This is a genomic window from Actinoalloteichus caeruleus DSM 43889, assembly GCF_000429185.2.
GTDB classification, from domain to species: domain Bacteria; phylum Actinomycetota; class Actinomycetes; order Mycobacteriales; family Pseudonocardiaceae; genus Actinoalloteichus_B; species Actinoalloteichus_B caeruleus.
Genome location: NZ_AUBJ02000001.1, coordinates 5513275 through 5531003, shown reverse-complemented (window position 1 = coordinate 5531003; position 17729 = coordinate 5513275). Strand labels below are relative to the sequence as shown.

Genomic DNA, 17729 nt, shown 5'->3' with positions numbered 1-17729 from the left:
ACTGTCGACTCACAGGACGACGGTACGGGTTGGCGCGACGCGCCACGGGGGGACGAACGCGAACGGACTCGAGATCCGCCCGCTCCAGCACGGCCGCCGCCCTGCGCAACGCCTGTCCGCCGTGTGTCGGAGGGAGTCGTGATGCGGGGACAGCCGAACCTGGCCCTCGCCCGTCGTCGAGCCAAGGCGGTGCTGGCCACCCTGGACATCCCGGTCCCGTGGTCGCTGACCGCCTTCCTGAGTTCCATCGAACGCCAACGGGGACGACGCATCCTCCTCGTCCCCTCGACGATGAGCAGGTACGCCGCCGTGGCGTCGGGGCTGTGGATCAGCCGGGGCGAGGAGGACCTCATCGTCTACGACGCCACGGCCAGCCCGTTGCACCGGCAGAACACCGTGTTCCACGAGCTGGCGCACATGCTCCTGGGGCACCGGGGCCGCCCGCTGTCCGGCGGTACCCAGGGCAACCAGCCGCCGCTCATGATGCACAGACAGCACTACGAGGACCAGCTGGAACTGGAGGCGGAGACCTTGGCGTACGAGATGTGGCGAGCCGTGGGGCAGCGACTCCTGACCCGACACGGCACGGCGGGCCGGCTGGCCGGCGCCTTCGAGGCACCACCGGGGGTCAGGCATGCGTGACGCCATCCAGCTGCTGGTCATCGCGGTCGTGCTGTCCGGAGGGGTGCTCAAGCTCCTGCACCTGCGACGCTCGGAGAGCGAACACCGCGCCGCGTTGCGGGCGATGTGCCTCGGCCTGATCGCCCTGTCCGTGGCGTTGGTCCTCGAACTCGACGCGGTCACCCCGGCCCTGGTGGAGGCGCTGGGCTGGGAGTACTCCTACGCCCTCCGGCACACCCCGGTGCTGGTGGCGATCTTCGCCTGGCGGGTCTTCTTCCTCTGCTGGGTCTGGGAGGCCGGCCCCACCAGGGACCGCCGGGTGCGGGCACACCTGTGGGTCCTGCTCGGCGTGCTCGCGGCACGCTGGCTGATCGCGGTCCTGTCCCCCGTCGGCGACGCCCACGCCGCCCTGACCTCGGACTGGAGCCAGGCGCCGTGGTCGGCGGCGGGGATGCTGCTCTACGCCTGCTACATGGGTCTCACGGCGCTCGGGGTGACGTACCTGACGATCGTGTGGGCACGGGACCCGGGGACCCGCCCCTGGACCCGGCGGGGGCTGCGGTTCATCACCGCCGGGTCGATCGTGGCGCTGGCCTACCTCGTCCACAAGGTCGTGTTCATGGTCGCGGTGCTCGCGGGGTGGCAGCCCGGCTACGACCAGTACCAGCTGGAATGGGTCCTGATCGCCACCTCGGCGTTGCTGCACGGGATCGGGACGCTCATGCCGCTGGTCGCCTCCGGGGTGCCGGCCGCGATCAGACTGGCCCGGCACCGGGCCGCCTACCGCCGGCTGGGTCCGCTCTGGCTGGCGCTCACCTCGGCCCGCCCCGGGGTGGTGCTCTGCCTGGCCCCGGCCTGGGTCCCCGAGCGGTTCCGACACCTCTGGGACGCGGTGAACCTGCGCCACCTCGACCTGCGCCTCTACCACCGCGTGGTGGAGTGCTGGGACGTGTTGGTGGCCCTGCACGGCCACATGGACACCCGCCTCCGGGACCGGGCCTACGCCGAGGCGGTGGCCGCCGGGGAGGACGCGGAGAGCGCGGAGGCCATCGCGGAGGCGGTGATGATCAGGGCGGCGCTGCGCCGTGACGAGGACGACCACCGGTTCGTGGAGGAGGCGGCCCGTCCTGGCCGACGGGACCGGCAGGAGACCCTGGCCGACGACATCGGCTGGTGGCAGCGGGTCGGCCGCGCCTGGCACCACCCGGTCACCCGCCAGTTGAGCGGGCGGCTCAGCCCCTCACCCGTTCCGACCGGCTGAGCCGCGCGGCGTCCACCGCCGACCACCGGGAGCCGGGGACCGACGTGCGGTCCCCGGCCCCGGGCGCTCCCGCTACTTCTTGCCCTTGCCCTTGTCGCTGGACTCCTCGGTGGACAGCGCGGCGACGAAGGCCTCCTGCGGGACCTCCACCCGGCCGACCATCTTCATCCGCTTCTTGCCTTCCTTCTGCTTCTCCAGCAGCTTCCGCTTCCGCGTGATGTCGCCGCCGTAGCACTTGGCGAGGACGTCCTTGCGGATCGCGCGGATCGTCTCCCTCGCGATCACGCGGGACCCGATGGCGGCCTGGATGGGCACCTCGTACTGCTGGCGCGGGATCAGCTCCCGCAGCTTCGTGGCCATCCGCGTCCCGTAGGCGTAGGCCCCGTCCTTGTGGACGATCGCGCTGAAGGCGTCGACCGGCTCACCCTGCAACAGGATGTCGACCTTGACGAGGTCGGAGCTCTGCTCGCCGGACTCCTCGTAGTCCAGGGAGGCGTATCCCCTGGTCCTGGACTTCAGCGAGTCGAAGAAGTCGTAGATGATCTCGGCGAGGGGCAGCGTGTACCGCAGCTCCACGCGGGACTCGGACAGGTAGTCCATCCCGTCCAACTGGCCGCGGCGGCTCTGGCAGAGCTCCATGATCGCACCGACGAACTCGTTCGGCGCGATGACCGTGCAGCGGGTGATGGGCTCGAAGATCTCCGCGATCTTGCCGGTGGGCCAGTCGGAGGGGTTGGTGACCTCCTGCTCGGTCCCGTCGTCGAGGCGCACCCGGTACACGACGTTGGGAGCGGTCGAGATCAGGTCGAGCCCGGCCTCCCGCTCCAGCCGGTCCCGGGTGATCTCCAGGTGCAGCAGCCCCAGGAAACCGCAGCGGAACCCGAACCCGAGCGCCGCCGAGGTCTCGGGTTCGTAGGTGAGGGCGGCGTCGTTCAGCTGGAGCTTGTCCAACGCCTCCCTGAGCTCCGGGTAGTCCGAGCCGTCCACCGGGTACAGCCCGGCGTAGACCATCGGCTTCGGCTCCCGGTACCCACCGAGCGCTTCCTTGGCGCCCTTGCGCTCCAGGGTGATGGTGTCCCCGACCTTGGACTGCCGGACGTCCTTGACCCCGGTGATCAGGTAACCGACCTCACCCACGCCCAAGCCGGGGCAGGGCTTGGGCTCGGGGCTGATGATGCCGACCTCGAGCAGCTCGTGCGTCGCGCCGGTGGACATCATCCTGATGCGTTCCCGGGGCATGATCCGGCCGTCGACGACCCGGATGTAGGTCACGACGCCCCGGTAGGTGTCGTAGACGGAGTCGAAGATCATCGCCCGGGCCGGGGAGTCGGTCTGGCCGGTGGGCGGCGGGATCTGCCGCACCGCCTCGTCCAGCAGCTCACCGACTCCCATCCCCGTCTTCGCCGACACCTTGAGCACGTCGCTGGGTTCGCAGCCGATGATGTGCGCCAGCTCGGCGGCGTACTTCTCCGGCTCGGCGGCGGGCAGGTCGATCTTGTTGAGCACGGGGATGATCGTGAGGTCGTGCTCCAGCGCCAGGTAGAGGTTGGCCAGGGTCTGCGCCTCGATGCCCTGCGCCGCGTCGACCAGCAGGATCGCGCCCTCGCAGGCGGCCAGGGACCTGCTGACCTCGTAGGTGAAGTCCACGTGACCCGGTGTGTCGATCAGGTGCAGCACGTGGTCCTGGCCGTCGACCCGCCACGGCAGGCGCACGTTCTGCGCCTTGATGGTGATGCCGCGTTCCCGCTCGATGTCCATCCGGTCGAGGTACTGGGCGCGCATGGCGCGGTCCTCGACGACCCCGGTGAGCTGGAGCATCCGGTCGGCCAGGGTCGACTTGCCGTGGTCGATGTGCGCGATGATGCAGAAGTTCCGGATGAGTTCCGGCGAGGTGAAGGTCGTGTCTGCGAACGTGCTCAATGCAAGCTTCCTCGCGCGGTCGGGCGGAAGGGTGGACGCTCCCATCGTCCCATGACACCGTCCGGGTGCGGCGTGTGTCCTCCCGGTCGCCTGTCCGGTGCTCCCGGACGCCCTGTGCTGTCATGGACGGGTGGGAAGGCACCGCTCGGTGTTGGGGCGGGCGGCGTTCGGGGAGCCGCGCGGCCTGCCTGGCAGGCTGGGCGGACTGCTGATGTCCTGGCTGAACCGCTCCGTGGAGCGCCACGCGGTGCTCCTCGCCGACCCGGCGCCCAGGGACACGGTCCTCGTCATCGGCTTCGGACCGGGTGTCGGTCTCCTCGCCGCGGCCGAGGCGGCGTGGCGTGGTCACGTCGTCGGCGTCGACCCGTCCCGGATCATGGTGCGAACCGCGCTGGCCCGCTGCGCGGAGCGGGTGCGATCCGGCCAGATGCGCCTGCACCTGGGAACCGCCGCGGAGCTCGGTGAGGCCGACGACTCGGTCGACATCGCGATCTCGGTGAACAACGTGCACCTGTGGCCGGACAGGAGGGCCGGGTTCACCGAGGTGCGCCGGGTGCTCCGCCCGCACGGCCGGCTCGTGCTCTCCGCGCACCGGGGCGTGCTCGGCAACGTCCTGGACGAGATCCCCGACGAGCTGACGGCCTGCGGTTTCACCTCGGTGGAGGTCGACATCGACGACAGGGGCGTCGGCGGTTCCGTGGAGATCATCGGGACCCGCGCCGGGTGACGACGACGGCCCCGGCGCGGGGTCCCGTTCGTCCTGGTCGAGCGGATCGATGGCTCCGTGCCGCCGATCGCTGGCGGGGCCCGCCCGGAACGCACGGCGTGCCCCGGTCAGGGCTCCGGGTCGGACCGGGTGTCGCGGCGCAGGGGGTGGTCGGAGGGGATCTCCACGAGCACGATGCGCAGGCCGTCCGGGTCGGCGATCCACATCTCCCGGAGCCCCCAGGGCTCGGTCCGGGGTTCCCGCAGCACCGGGACCCCGCGACGGGTGAGCTCGGCCTCGGTGTCCGCGAGGTCGCGGACCTGCACCCAGATCGCGACGTCCGGAGCGGACGAACCAGTTCCCCGTCCGGAGAGTTCCAGGAACCCGTTGCCGAGGAAGAACACCGTCCCGCCGGGGAACTCCCGGTGGATCGCCAGTCCCAACGCGTCCCGGTAGAACCGGAGGCTGCGGTCGCGGTCGACGGGGCGCACCAGCACCCGGCTGCCGAGAACCTCCATCGGGGCTCCCTCCCTCGGATGTCGACGGGCCGTCGGCGCCGACGGCCCGGGGGTCCTCGTCCATGCTCCCCCAGGAGGCGCCCGAGGTGGTCACGAGAGGCGGCGCTCCTGCCCATCGCGACGCCGTCGACGCCCTCACGTTGATCGACCGGCATTCCGTTGCCAGACTGATCACCCCCGTTCTGTCCGTTCTGTCCGGGCAGCGGCCCCAGCGAAAGGGAACCTCGTGCGCGTACGCCGGTACACCTCCGCCGACCGCCCGGCCTGCCTGGCACTGGCCCATCGCCTGCGGGAGGGTGTCGCGGAGTGGCGTGACCCCGGGGCCGTCACGGCGACCGCGCGGGACTGGTTGGCCCGGTCCCTGGACCTGGCCACCAGCGACCTGAGCCCGGCGTTCGTCGCGGAGGTCGACGGCCGCGTCGCCGGCGTGGTGACCGTCAGCGAGCGCCGACACTTCACCGGCACCGCCGAGGTCCACGTCGCCGAGCTGGTGGTGGACGAGGGGCTGGAGGGGCGGGGCATCGGGAGCGCACTGGTGCGCACGGCCGAGGAGTGGGGACGGACCCGGGGTCTGCGCCGGCTGAGCCTGGAGACGGGGGCCGCCAACCACCGCGCGCGGTCGCTGTACGCGGCCCTGGGGTACCAAGAGGAGGATGTCCGGCTGAGCAAGGACATCGCCGGGGCCGCGGCCAGCCCGATCGAGGCGGACGGCGCCGTCGAGCCCCGGACGGGCGAGCCGGATGGCAGCCCGCTCGCCTCGTCCCGAACGAGGTGACCGCCACGGCCCCAGCGAGGTGACGGCGGACTCCTGACCGAGGTGACGGCGGGCAACCCGAAAAAGTGATATCATCTTGCTAGATGATCAGTCGCTCGCAGGAAAGGGCGTCCACCATGACCACTTCACCGCAGGCCGTCGCGGAGAGGGTGCCCATGCCCTCCCCCCAGTACCGCGAGCGGACCGCCTTCAGCCTCCCCGGCCTCCCGGTGGCCGGCGCCCTGACCGTGCTGGTCCTCGGAGGGGGCGGTGCGATCGCCGCCGGCGTGAACGGGTCGGGGGTCCTGATCGGCATCGGCGTCGTCGCCCTGGTGGCCGCCGCCCTCCTCGGTCCCGGCCTGGTGATGGTCCAACCCAACGAGGCACGGGTCGTCCAGTTCCTCGGCCGCTACACGGGGACGGTCCGCCGGGACGGCCTCCAGTGGGTCAACCCCTTCACCAGCAGGGCCCGGGTCTCCCTGCGCATCCGCAACTTCGAGACCTCCGTCATGAAGGTCAACGACGCCGACGGGAGCCCGGTGGAGATCGCGGCCGTCGTCGTCTGGCAGGTGGAGGACAGCGCCCGGGCCTCCTTCGAGGTCGACAGCTTCGTGATGTTCGTGGAGACCCAGACCGAGGCCGCCGTGCGGCACATCGCCACCAGCTATCCCTACGACAACCCCGACGACTCGGCGTTCTCCCTGCGCGACAACGCCGAGAAGATCACCGAGCAGCTCTCCGCCGAGATCTCCGCCCGGGTGGAGTCGGCCGGCGTGCGGGTCATCGAGTCCCGCATCACCCACCTGGCATACGCCCCGGAGATCGCGCAGGTCATGCTGCAGCGACAGCAGGCGAACGCCGTGGTCGCGGCGAGGTCCCGCATCGTCGAGGGCGCGGTGGGCATGGTCGACATGGCCCTTGCGAAGATCGCCGAGCAGGGCATGGTCGAGCTCGACGAGGAACGGAAGGCGACGATGGTCAGCAATCTTCTGACGGTGCTGTGCAGCGACAGGGCCACCCAGCCGGTGGTCAACACGGGCTCCCTCTACAACTGATCACTGTGGCTGGCCGCAAGAGCTTCCTCCTCCGACTGGACCCGGCGGTGCACGACGCACTGGTCCGGTGGGCGAACGACGAACTGCGCAGCGCCAACGCCCAGATCGAGTTCCTCCTCAGACGCTCGCTGTCCGAGGCGGGCAGGCTGCCGAGCCAGGCGGGCCAGCTGCCCCGCAGGGGACGCCCGCCCAAGAAGGTGGAGCCCGACGACGAGGCGTGAACCGCCCTGGCGCTTCCGACGCCGCCAGGCCGACGCGGTACCGGGGGACCGCGTCCCTGGTGGCGACGGCCACGCCCGGGGGCTCTCCCGGGCGTCCCGGCATGGGGTAGCATCGCCACCATGCGGCGTTATTGGCGGTTTAGCTGGCCGGCCCGGAATGGGCATGCCAGCGCCGTGACGCGCTGATTCCCACCATTCCGAGCCGGCACACGATGGCCGAGAGGCCAGTGCTGTCGTTCGCCGTTCGTTCTCCACGAAGGCGAGCCGGCTCGACACCGGTGGTGGGGTGCGGTCGGTTCGCGGAAAGGCTGCCCGCCGTGTCCCCCGCCCCCAGCGCACCCCCGGTCGACCAGCTGAACGACCAGCGGGTGCTCCGCGTACGCCCGCTGGCGTCCCCCGCGCTGCTCAAGGACCGCCTCCCCCTGACCGACCAGGCCCGGGACGTGGTGCTGCGAGGCCGCCGGGACGTCGTCGACGTCCTCACCGGCCGGGACGAGCGCCTGTTGGCCGTGGTCGGCCCGTGCTCCGTCCACGACCCCGCCGCCGCCCTCGACTACGCGACCAGGCTCGCCGCGCTCGCCGAGGAGGTCCGGGACCAGGTGCTCGTCGTGATGCGGGTCTACTTCGAGAAGCCCCGGACCACTCTCGGGTGGAAGGGCCTGATCAACGACCCGGGGCTCGACGGGAGCTACCAGGTCAACGAGGGCCTCACCCTCGCCCGTCAACTGCTGCTGGACGTCCTCGCGCTCGGCCTCCCCGTCGGCTGCGAGTTCCTGGACCCGATCACGCCGCAGTACATCGCCGACACGGTCAGCTGGGGATCGATCGGCGCCAGGACCGCGCAGAGCCAGGTCCACCGCCAGCTCTCCAGCGGGCTGTCCATGCCGATCGGCATCAAGAACTCCACCGAGGGTGACGTGCAGTCCGCGGTCGACGCGGTCCGCTCCGCCGCCGCCGAACACGTCTTCACCGGCATCAACGAGGACGGCCAGGCGGCCATCCTCAGCACCACCGGCAACGAGGACTGCCACGTGGTGCTCCGGGGCAGCGCCCAGGGGCCGAACTACGACGCCGCCTCCGTGCGGGCCACCCTGGAGCGCCTGGCGGCGGCCGGGCTCCCGGAACGGGTCGTCGTCGACGCCAGCCACGGCAACAGCGGCAAGGACCACCGACGCCAGCCGGTCGTGGTGGCGGACCTCGCGCGGCGGCTGGCCGGCGGCGAACGGGGTGTGCGGGGTGTGATGCTGGAGAGCTTCCTGGAGGAGGGGAACCAGCCGCTGGCGGACCCGGCGTCGCTGGTGTACGGGCGGAGCGTCACCGACGCGTGCCTCGGCTGGCCGGACACCGCCGACGTGCTGCGGACGCTGGCGGCCACCCTCCGGGCGGCCGACCCCACCCGCTCGGGAGCCGGCACGGGGTGACGGGAGGACGCGGAGGACGCGGGCTGGTCAGCCAGCGGAGGGAGCGCTGGACCGTGCCCCGGTCCGGGGAATCGGCGGGAAAGTGGTCAGGGGACAACACGCCGATTTCCCAACCGGTCAACGTTCCACCAATTCACACCAGCCCGCTGAATCCGTCGTCGAGGTAGGCCGCGAGATCCGGCCCCGCCGAATTCGCCAGCACGTGGCGCACCCACGCTCCCCGTTCGTAGGCCACCACGGCGAGGTCCCAGACCGAACCCATCGTCTGCGACCGCACCTCGCGGAAAGTGTGCGCGCTGTCGCGGGTCGAGGAGAACCGGCGCTGCACGAGGGTCGCGCTCCGCTCCCACCAGTGCACCTGCGTCAGGCAGTGCTCCGAGGTCTCGTGCGCCACCACGAACCCGACCCCGTGCACCTCCGAATCGGTCCCGGTCGCCGAGACCACCGAGACGGCCTGCGTGACGGCGGCGTCGATCACCTCACCATCCGGCTGTCTGGACCGGGCTGATATTCCGTAGCACTTGATCCGCCACCCCGCGACCGCCTCGATTCCCAGGAATCGGATTGGTCTGGGCTGATAGGAGTTCTCGCCAGCTGCCGACACGCCTGAAGATTCTCAACTCGTCGACGGTGTCTGTCGACCCGTGAGAACGGTTCGGACGACAGGATCGACGGGAACTCGCCCACCTGCCGCCGCCCCGGCGGCCGCCGGGGCGAGCGCCGCGCGGCCGTTCGGACCCGCCGGTCGCGCGGCCCGAGGGCTCGCCCCGCCCGCCGACCACGCGAACCGACTCGTTGCCCGCGCCCTGCCGAGCCGGTGGAACGGACGCGCGTCCGGCGGGAGCGCCCGCTCGGGCCCGCCCCGCGCTTCCGGGCCCGGGCGCCGAGGAGTCGTCCGCCACCCCGCGACGCCGGTGCGCCCCTTCCCGCGCCAGGCGGGCCAGCACCGGGAACCGCCCTCCCCCGAAAAGCGGCGTCGGACAGCCGGGGGCGAACGGCGGCGCCAGCACCCCTCGCCGCGTCGATCGTGGACCTCCCGAACCCGAACCACCCACGACCAGGGCGCGCCCGGGACACCCGCGTCCGAGAAGGCCCGCTCGACGGCCCGGGAGTGGGTCGACGACCAGCCGGGGCCGCCCTCGGCCTCACACCCCTCCACCCGCCGCCAGCGCGCCGTTGACCCCCGCACGGGCACCAGGACCACGCCCGGCCGGTCAGCCGCCCGTCGCCAACCGCCAAGCCAGGCTGACCACCATCGCCACCACCACCGTCAGGAAGACCCGCCGGATGAACTCGGAGCCCCGCCGGCTCGCCAGCATCGCGCCGGACACGCTGCCCGCCAGGTTGCAGACCGCCATCACCAGGCCCAGCCCCCACAGCACCTTGCCAGCCGGGATGAAGTAGCAGAGCGCCCCGATGTTCGTCGCGGTGTTGACGAGCTTCGCTGTCGCGGAGGCGTGCAGGAAGGCGTAGCCGACCAGCCCCACCAGCAGGAACACCAGGAAGGAACCCGTGCCGGGCCCGGCGAGACCGTCCCAGAAACCGATGGTCGCGCCGCCAAGGGAAGCCAGCAGGATCTGGTGCCGGCGGCCGAAACGCGGCGCCTCGACGCTGCCCAGCGACGGCCGACGCCAGGTGTAGACGCCGACGACGACCAACGCGACCAGCACCACGGAGTTCAACGCGACCGACGGGAGCAGGTTCGCGAAGGCCGCGCCGCCCACCGCCCCCAGGAACGCCACGACCGCCATGGGCACCGCCGTGCTCCAGTCGATCCTGGTCCGCCTGGCATAGGTCGGGACGGCGGACGCGGTGCCCACCACCGCCGCCACCTTGCTCGTCGCCAGCGAGAAGATCGGTTCCCCTCCCGGCATGACCAGGAGCAGCGCGGGCAACTGGATCAGGCCACCACCGCCCACGATCGCATCCACCGCCCCGGCCGCGAACGCCGCCGCGCAGAGCAGCAGCAGTGCCGCCAGGGACACGTCGGCGAAGCCCGGCCAGTTCAGCGCGCTAGTCACTCGAACGAGCGTACGAGGTGCGTGGCGGTGGTTCCGCGATGCCATCGACCGGCCACCACGACCTGTCGGGTCGCTGGTACCGTTGTCCGCCGTGCCGTGCGGCATTCCGCCAGGGAGGAAACCCGCCACCGCTCGGACGGTCGAGTCACCACTCGACCTCGCGCCAGGTGGCGGCGCCAACACAGCGCGGCACGAACCACGTCGAGATCAAGGGGTGCCCTCGTGGCGAACATCAAGTCCCAGATGAAGCGGATCCGGACCAACGAGAAGGCCCGGCTGCGGAACAAGGCCGTCCGCTCCTCGGTGAAGACCGCCATCCGCAAGTTCCGCGAGGCCGTGGAGGCCGGCGACAAGGACAAGGCCGTGCAGCTCAGCCGCGAGGCCAACCGCAAGCTCGACAAGGCTGTCAGCAAGGGCGTCATCCACGCCAACCAGGCCGCCAACAAGAAGTCGGCCATCGCGCAGCGCGCCAACTCGCTCTGACCCGCGGACCGCGGTCACGTCCGGTGGGGGCCTCCCGTTCGCGGGGCGGCCCCCACCGTCGTTCCCGCCCCGTCGACGCCCCGGACTCCGCCACCGGACCCGGTCCGCGCCCTGGGGATCACCCCGGGTAGCTCCTCAGTCGAAACCAGGGCCCGCACGCCCGGCGTCCGGACCGGCACAGGTGAACGGGACGAGGAGCTGGTCCCCACCGGGCGGCGCGCACGACGGCCCCGACGAGGGCAGCCGCGGAGCGTGTGCGGGACATGCGCGGAGTATGCGCTGGTCAGCGGGCGCGCTGCCCCGCGCGCTGGGCACGCGCCACCTCGAGCACCGCCCGTTCCAGGGCGTACGACGCGTCGGCCGCCTGCCCCTTCACCTCCCCGTTGAGGGTCGCCACCACCCGCATCGCCCGCACCAGCGAGTCGTCCTCCCAGCCCCGGATCTGGTTGCGCACCTTCTTGACCTTCCACGGCGGCATCCCCAGCTGCCCGGCCAGCCGGAACGGGTCCCCGCCGCCCGCGCCGCGCACCAGCGCGACCGAACGCACCGCGTCCGCCAGGGCGTCGGCGACCAACACGTGGGGAACCCCCAGGCTCAGCGCCCACCGCAACGCCTCCAGCGCCCCGGGGACGTCCCCGACCACCGCGCGCTCCGCCACGGCGAATCCGGTGACCTCGGCCCGGCCGCGGTGGTAGCGCCGCACCGTCGCCTCGTCCAGCGGGCCGTCGTGGTCCGACACCAGCTGCGCGGCCGCCGAGGCGAGCTCCCGCAGGTCCGAACCCACCGCCTCGATGAGCGCGTGCACCCCCGCCGCGTCGATGCGTCCCCCCGCCACCCGCACCTCGTTGCGGACGAAGGCCTCCCGATCGGACGCCTTCGTCACCTTGGGGCACTCGGTCACCTCCGCACCGGCCGAGCGGAGCGTGGCCGGCAACTGCTTCGCCAGCTTCGACCGACCACCACCCGAGTGCACCACGACCAGCACGACGCCCTCGGCTGGCGCACGGCAGTAGGCGGCCACGGCCTCGCAGATCTCCGCCCCCGCCTCCTGCGCGGCCTCGAGCACCACCACCCTCGCCTCGGCGAACAACGACGGGCTGACCAGCTCGGCGAGGTGGGGCGGGGTGAGTTCGGTGGCGCGGAGCCTGGTCAGCTCGGCCATCGGTTCCGCCACGCGCAGCTGGCGCAGGGTCTCCCGGGTGGCCCGTTCCACCAGCAGTTCCTCATCACCGAGGATGAGCTGGAGCGGGGCTGGCGGAGCGGGCTGGGGGGGCACGCCGGGATTCTCCCACGCAGGCCCGGACCGTCGCGCTCCCGCATTCCGGACACCGCTGGCCCCGGCCCACCCCCATGCCCTAGCGTGTGCCGCACAACCGAACAGCGCTCATCCAGAGGGGTAGAGGGATCGGCCCGACGACACCCCGGCAACCAGCGCCAGTTGGACGTGGCCCCACCACGCCGCTGCCGCACTCGGTGCCAAATCCGGCCCGCCCAGCGGGAAAGATGAGGAGAGGCCTCGCCATGACAGTCACTGCTGGCTCGAGCACGACGCCAGGAACCCGCCGCCCGCTCGACCTCGGCCCCGCCGTCGCGTTGGCCTCGAAGGAGAGCGGCCACCAGATCCCCCTCGCCCCCGAGTTCGTCTCCCCGGACGACTTCGCTCCGCTGGAGGTCGTGTACGACTTCGGTCGCGTCCGCCGCGAGGACATCGAGGCCGGGCCCCGCTCGATCTGGCGGTACAAGCGGTTGCTGCCGGTCCCCAGCGACATCGAGACCATCCCCAGCACCGACCCCGGCTGCACCAGGCTGGTGCGTGCCGACAGCCTGGCCAGGGAGCTCGGGGTGCGCCGGTTGTGGGTCAAGGACGACACCGGCAACCCGACGCACTCCTTCAAGGACCGCGTGGTGGCCGTGGCCCTCGCCGCCGCCCGGGAGTTCGGGTTCCGCGTGCTGGCCTGTCCCTCCACCGGCAACCTCGCCAACGCCGTCGCCGCCGCGGCCGCGCGCGCCGGTTGGGACTCGGTCGTGCTGGTCCCCTCCACGCTCGAACGGGCCAAGGTGCTCACCACCGCCGTGTACGACGGCACGCTCATCGCCGTCGACGGCAACTACGACGACGTGAACCGGCTGGCCACCGAACTGGCCGCCGAACACGAGGACTGGGCGTTCGTCAACGTCAACGTGCGCCCCTACTACGGCGAGGGATCCAAGACCCTCGGCTTCGAGGTGGCCGAACAGCTCGGGTGGCGGCTGCCCGAGCAGATCGTCGTCCCGATCGCCTCGGGTTCCCAGCTCACCAAGGTGGACAGGGCCTTCCGGGAGTTCGGTGAACTCGGCCTGGTCGAGCCAACGCCCTACCGGGTCTTCGGCGCCCAGGCCAACGGGTGCTCGCCCGTGGCCTCCGCGTTCAAAGCGGGACTCGACGTCGTCCAACCGGTACGACCGGAGACGATCGCCCGTTCCCTGGCCATCGGCGCACCCGCCGACGGCCCCTACGTCCTCGACACCGTGCGCCGCACCGGCGGGGCGATCGAGGACGTCACCGACCAGGAGATCGTCGAGGGCATCCGACTCCTCGCCCGCACGGAGGGCATCTTCACCGAGACGGCGGGTGGTGTCACCGTCGCCACCGCCAAGAAGCTGATCGAGTCCGGACAGCTGGACCCCGACGCCGAAACGGTGCTGCTCATCACCGGCGACGGCCTCAAGACCCTCGACGCGATCAGCGACCACGTCGGGCCGAAGGCCACCGTGCCCCCCACCGCGCAGGCGGTGCACGAGGTGCTGGGACAGGCCGGTTCCTGATCCGGCCAGGTCCCGCCCCACGCGACCGGGGCGGGACCCCCGGCCCCACCCGAGGACCGCGGAGACCCTGGCCCGGGTGGGACGCCGTCCCACCCGGGTCACTCGGCGGTAGCCTCCCGCCACACCCGGACCCGAACCCCCTCCGGCCCCGGCCCGACGGCCAGGTGGCCGTTGAGGTCGGTGCGCACCACCGTCGCGCCCAACGCCCGCAGCTCGGCGATGACCTGGCCGCTCGGATGCCCGTACCGGTTGTCGGCACCCACGCTGATGATCGCGACCCGCGGGGCCACCCTGGTGAGGAACTCCGGGAGCGTGTACCGGGAACCGTGGTGCGGCACCTTCAGCACCGGGGCGGCCAGATCCACCCCCGCGCCCAGCAGGCCCGACTGGGCCGCCAGCTCCGCGTCCCCCGTCAGCAGCACCCGCCCCACCGAGGTGGTGGCCAGCAGGACCAGCGACGCGTTGTTCACCTCCGTTCCCGACGTCTCGTCGGCCACGTACCCGTCCAGCGGGCCCAGCACGTCGATGGCGAGCCCCGACCACCGCAGCCGCTGCCCCAACCGCAGCTCGACCAGGGGAACGCCCCTGCCCGCCGCGACGGCCGCGACCTCCTCGTAGGCCCAGGTCGGGGACCTGGCCGGCCCGAGCGCGACCGCTCCCACCCGCCGACCGGCCAGCACCCCGTCCAGCCCACCCACGTGGTCGGCGTGCAGATGGCTCAGGATGACCAGCGGGACGCGAGTGACCCCCAGACGGCGCAGGCAGTCGCCCACCCCGGTCAGATCCGGCCCGGCGTCCACGACCACCGCGCGCCCCGGCTCACCGGTCGCCAGCACCAGCGCGTCCCCCTGGCCCACGTCGCAGGCCACGAACGACCAGTCCGGCCCGGGCCACCCGGGGAAGGCGGTGCGCGCGGGGACCACCATCAACGCGCCACCCAGGACGACCCCGACCGCGGCCACCCGGAACCGGCTCGACCGGGCCGCGACCAGGACGACGGCCAACACCGCAGCCAACACCAGGCCGCCGCCCGCCCCGGCCGGCCAGGGCAGGGTGGGATGGGAGACACCCGCCGCCGTCCGACCCACCCAGATCAGCCACGACACCTCCGGCCCGGCCAGCCGGACGAAGAACTCCGCCACCCCGGGAGCCCACACCGAGAGGACGGCCGCGACCACACCGAACACCGTGGCCGGCGCGACCACGGGCGCGGCCACGATGTTCGCGACCACGCCGACCAGGCTCACCTCGGCCGACAGGGCCGCCACGACGGGCGCGGTCGTGACCTGCGCCGCGAGTGGTACGACCAGCGCCTCGGCCAGCCCGGCGGGTACTCCTCGCGTCCGCAGGGCCGCCACCCAGGGCGGGGCGAGCAGCACCAGACCACCGGTGGCCAGCACCGACAGCGTGAAACCGGCGCTCACGGCCAACGCCGGATCGACCAGCAGCAGCGCGGCCACCGTCGCCGCCAGGGCCGGCAGGGCCGAGCGCTCCCGGCCGAGCACCAACGCCAGCAGGGTGACGGCTCCCATGCCCGCCGCCCGCAGCACGCTGGGCTCGGGACGAGCGAGCACGACGAACCCGACCAGAGCCACTCCCGCCGCGACGGCGCTGCCCCTGGGCCCGGCTCCGACGGCGCGGGCGGCCAACAGCACGGCGCCGCACACCACGGCGAGATTCGAACCGCTGACGGCCGTGAGGTGGGTCAGCCCGGCGGTCCGGAACTCCTCGACGACCTGCGGGGACTGCTGGCTGGTGTCCCCCACGACCAGGGCGGGCAACAGCCCGGCCGGTTCCGGGGCCAACACCCGTGCCGCGTCCCGCAGCCCCTCCCGGAGCTCCCCTGCCCCCCGCTGCCACCACGGTGGCTCACTCGGGTGCCCGGGCGGGTCGCGGGCGCTGACCACCGCCAGCAGGGGTTCGCCGGACCGAGGCGGTGACAGCCGCCCCTCGACCGAGACCTCCTGCCCGGGCAGGAGCTCGCCCCAGCTGTCGGCGGGCGCGATCACCAGCACTCGTCCTCGCCCTCGTCGCACCCCGGGCTCCCCGGCCACGCGGTACGACTCCAACCGCGCCTCGACGACCACCCGCTGGTCGGGGCGACCCGACGGCGCACCACCAACGCGGCGAGGGTCGTCGCTGACCACCACCGCCATCGCCGCCGACCGCCCCTCCCCGGCGGCGACCCGCAGCGGATGCTCGACGGCGTCGCGGACCTCCACCGCCGTGACCACCGCGCTCACCACCGCCAGCCCGGCCACGACCGCCGCCTGGGGCCAGGTGCGTCGGTACCACGCCGGCCGGCACCACCGCACCACGAGCACCACCAGCGCGGCGACCACCACGGTCCCGACACCGACGAGCGGGGCCAGCCACCACTCCCCGAGGATCCCGGTGAGCGCCGTGCCCCAGACGGCGAGGGCGGCGGGGACGAGACGGGCGTCCGTCGCACGAGCCATGTCACACCGTCACCAGCTCACGCAGCCGTTCGAACCGGGTCGGTCCGATCCCGTCGACGTCGCGCAGCTGTTCCACGCTGGCGAAACCGCCGTGTTCCGCTCGCCACTCGACGATCCGGTCCGCCATCACCGGGCCGATGCCCGGGAGCGCGCGCAGCCCCTCCGCATCGGCCGAGTTCAGGTTCACCACGCCGGGTGCTCCGCCGGATCCGTCCTCCGCCCCGGGCCCCTCCCCACCAGCCACCCCCTCCCTGGCACCCGGCGGGGGCGGCACCCCGACGTGGACCTGCTCACCGTCGGCCAGGCGCCGCGCGAGGTTGAGCTCGCCGACCTCGGCGGTCGGCACCTGCCCGCCCGCCGCGCGGACCGCGTCCGCCACCCGCGCCCCCGGTGCCAGGGTGACCAGGCCGGGCCGGGACACCAGACCCACGACGCTGACCACCACCTCGGTGGGCGCGGGCGAGGGTGTGTTGGTGGGGGTTGTCGGCGACGGGACGGACTCGGCGACCGCGGCCACCGGCAGCGGGGGCGCGGGTTCGGCGGGCGGGCGGGACGCCAGCCACCACACGAGCCCCGCGCCGAGGAGCGCGGCCGTTCCCACGGCCAGGGCAGCCGACCGGCCGGGGTCCAGCCGGACTCCACGCATCCCGTCGGGCAGCCACCTCCTCGCCCACCCGCCGGCGGTGGTACGCGCGGCGTGGCGAGGCGTCCTCGTGCTCCGGCAACCGCCGACGCGGGGTTCCTCCCCATCGCCTCCCGTCGTCTCGGCCAGCACCGTCAACCGGTCGCGGGCGGCCACGGCCGGCTCCGCACGCGGGTCGTAGGCATGGAAGCTCGTCATGGCCCAGACGCTAGGGACGACAGCGGTCGCCGCGCGCCTCCCGGCGGCGCCCCTGTGGACAACCCCGGGATGGGGACAACTCCGCCCACGAAAGACCGAACAGCGGCCCACCGCACCCGCTCGGTCGGGGGCGTGACGTGTTCGAGTGGACGGCGGACCGGCTGGGACGGCCCCGCCGCGGAGCCCGGACCCGCCACGAGGCGCACATCAGGGTCCACAACGGATCGGGACCGGGAGGAGCCGCTGGCGCCCGTTCCCGCTCGGGTGCCAGCGGCTCCTCGTGGCGGGCGGCGAGCGCCTCTCGGGAGCCAGCCGGTGACGTGCGCTGGTGTGCTCCCGCCGATCGCGCCGGCGACAGGGTGCCGTGCCTGGTCGCTGGCTGGAACGGGGTCTTCGCGCTGGGGTGCGGGGCGTGCTGGTGGGCCTCGCGCCCCGCTGCGCCCTCGCGTGATCCGGTTGGCTGCCGCACGGCTGGTACCGCTCCTCGCAGCCTGGCTCGACGAGCCGTGCGGCACGGGCAGTGGTGACGCGTGCCCACCGGGGCAGGGCGGCGCTGCGGCAGCCGGCCTCGGTTCCCCTGGGACGATCCGCCCGGGCCTCCCGGTGCCTCGCAGTCGCCGGAATCCGGGGCGGCCGGACGGGG

The 17729-nt window shown here is 72.9% G+C and carries 16 protein-coding genes and 1 riboswitch; of the genes, 9 read left to right on the top strand and 7 right to left on the bottom strand.

All coding sequences use genetic code 11. The annotated features are described in order from the left end of the window. The first annotated feature begins 141 nt into the window (after positions 1-141). Positions 142-642 (top strand): ImmA/IrrE family metallo-endopeptidase, encoded by a 501-nt coding sequence (locus G443_RS22520; RefSeq protein ID WP_051313851.1) that lies wholly within the window; start codon positions 142-144, stop codon positions 640-642. Continuing rightward, a complete protein-coding gene (locus G443_RS22515; protein ID WP_026418467.1) occupies positions 635-1882 on the top strand; it encodes an MAB_1171c family putative transporter in 1248 nt (415 codons plus the stop codon). The genes G443_RS22520 and G443_RS22515 overlap by 8 nt, the downstream gene beginning before the upstream one ends. 72 nt (positions 1883-1954) lie before the next feature. On the opposite strand, the gene lepA is transcribed toward G443_RS22515, so the two are convergent. After that, positions 1955-3802 carry a translation elongation factor 4 gene (gene lepA / locus G443_RS22510; protein WP_026418468.1) on the bottom strand — a complete coding sequence of 616 codons (1848 nt, stop codon included), beginning with the start codon at positions 3800-3802 and terminating at the stop codon, positions 1955-1957. 130 nt (positions 3803-3932) lie between these two features. On the opposite strand from lepA, the gene G443_RS22505 reads away from it, so the two are divergent. Next, positions 3933-4529: a class I SAM-dependent methyltransferase gene (locus G443_RS22505; RefSeq protein WP_051313852.1), complete on the top strand. Its 597-nt coding sequence runs from the start codon at positions 3933-3935 to the stop codon at positions 4527-4529. A 107-nt stretch (positions 4530-4636) separates the two neighbouring features. Here G443_RS22505 and G443_RS22500 read toward each other — a convergent pair whose 3' ends face one another. Beyond that, positions 4637-5026, bottom strand: a complete 390-nt coding sequence (locus G443_RS22500; protein ID WP_026418469.1) for a VOC family protein — start codon at positions 5024-5026, stop codon at positions 4637-4639. A 226-nt stretch (positions 5027-5252) separates the two neighbouring features. Here G443_RS22500 and G443_RS22495 point away from each other — a divergent pair, with 226 nt between their 5' ends. The 4 genes from G443_RS22495 (at position 5253) to G443_RS22480 (ending at position 8477) form a co-directional block, all read left to right on the top strand. Next, the gene (locus G443_RS22495; protein ID WP_051313853.1) at positions 5253-5801 is read left to right on the top strand and encodes a GNAT family N-acetyltransferase; all 549 of its coding nucleotides are present in this window, start codon (positions 5253-5255) and stop codon (positions 5799-5801) included. 116 nt (positions 5802-5917) lie between these two features. Then, positions 5918-6835: an SPFH domain-containing protein gene (locus G443_RS22490; RefSeq protein WP_026418470.1), complete on the top strand. Its 918-nt coding sequence runs from the start codon at positions 5918-5920 to the stop codon at positions 6833-6835. 5 nt (positions 6836-6840) lie between these two features. Beyond that, positions 6841-7056 carry a type II toxin-antitoxin system antitoxin gene (locus G443_RS22485; RefSeq protein WP_026418471.1) on the top strand — a complete coding sequence of 72 codons (216 nt, stop codon included), beginning with the start codon at positions 6841-6843 and terminating at the stop codon, positions 7054-7056. A 317-nt stretch (positions 7057-7373) separates the two neighbouring features. Continuing rightward, positions 7374-8477, top strand: a complete 1104-nt coding sequence (locus G443_RS22480; protein ID WP_026418472.1) for a 3-deoxy-7-phosphoheptulonate synthase — start codon at positions 7374-7376, stop codon at positions 8475-8477. A 133-nt stretch (positions 8478-8610) separates the two neighbouring features. Here the strand turns inward: G443_RS22480 and G443_RS22475 are convergent, their stop codons facing one another. Next, the gene (locus tag G443_RS22475) at positions 8611-8955 is read right to left on the bottom strand and encodes a hypothetical protein (protein WP_051313854.1); all 345 of its coding nucleotides are present in this window, start codon (positions 8953-8955) and stop codon (positions 8611-8613) included. Positions 8956-9691: 736 nt separating this feature from the next. Then, complete coding sequence (locus G443_RS22470) at positions 9692-10498, bottom strand: sulfite exporter TauE/SafE family protein (protein ID WP_026418473.1); 807 nt, start codon at positions 10496-10498, stop codon at positions 9692-9694. Positions 10499-10720: 222 nt separating this feature from the next. On the opposite strand from G443_RS22470, the gene rpsT reads away from it, so the two are divergent. Then, entirely contained in the window at positions 10721-10981 is a 261-nt protein-coding gene (gene rpsT / locus G443_RS22465) for a 30S ribosomal protein S20 (RefSeq protein ID WP_026418474.1), read from the top strand. Positions 10982-11264: 283 nt separating this feature from the next. Here rpsT and holA read toward each other — a convergent pair whose 3' ends face one another. Then, a complete protein-coding gene (gene holA, locus G443_RS22460) occupies positions 11265-12257 on the bottom strand; it encodes a DNA polymerase III subunit delta (RefSeq protein WP_026418475.1) in 993 nt (330 codons plus the stop codon). A gap of 105 nt (positions 12258-12362) precedes the next feature. Continuing rightward, a riboswitch (SAM riboswitch) is annotated at positions 12363-12491 on the top strand. A gap of 11 nt (positions 12492-12502) precedes the next feature. On the opposite strand from holA, the gene thrC reads away from it, so the two are divergent. Then, positions 12503-13786: a threonine synthase gene (gene thrC / locus G443_RS22455; RefSeq protein WP_026418476.1), complete on the top strand. Its 1284-nt coding sequence runs from the start codon at positions 12503-12505 to the stop codon at positions 13784-13786. 98 nt (positions 13787-13884) lie between these two features. Here thrC and G443_RS22450 read toward each other — a convergent pair whose 3' ends face one another. Continuing rightward, a complete protein-coding gene (locus G443_RS22450; RefSeq protein WP_026418477.1) occupies positions 13885-16245 on the bottom strand; it encodes a ComEC/Rec2 family competence protein in 2361 nt (786 codons plus the stop codon). Between the two features lies 1 nt (position 16246). Further along, entirely contained in the window at positions 16247-17086 is an 840-nt protein-coding gene (locus G443_RS22445) for a ComEA family DNA-binding protein (protein WP_245588759.1), read from the bottom strand. Positions 17087-17729: the final 643 nt, after the last annotated feature.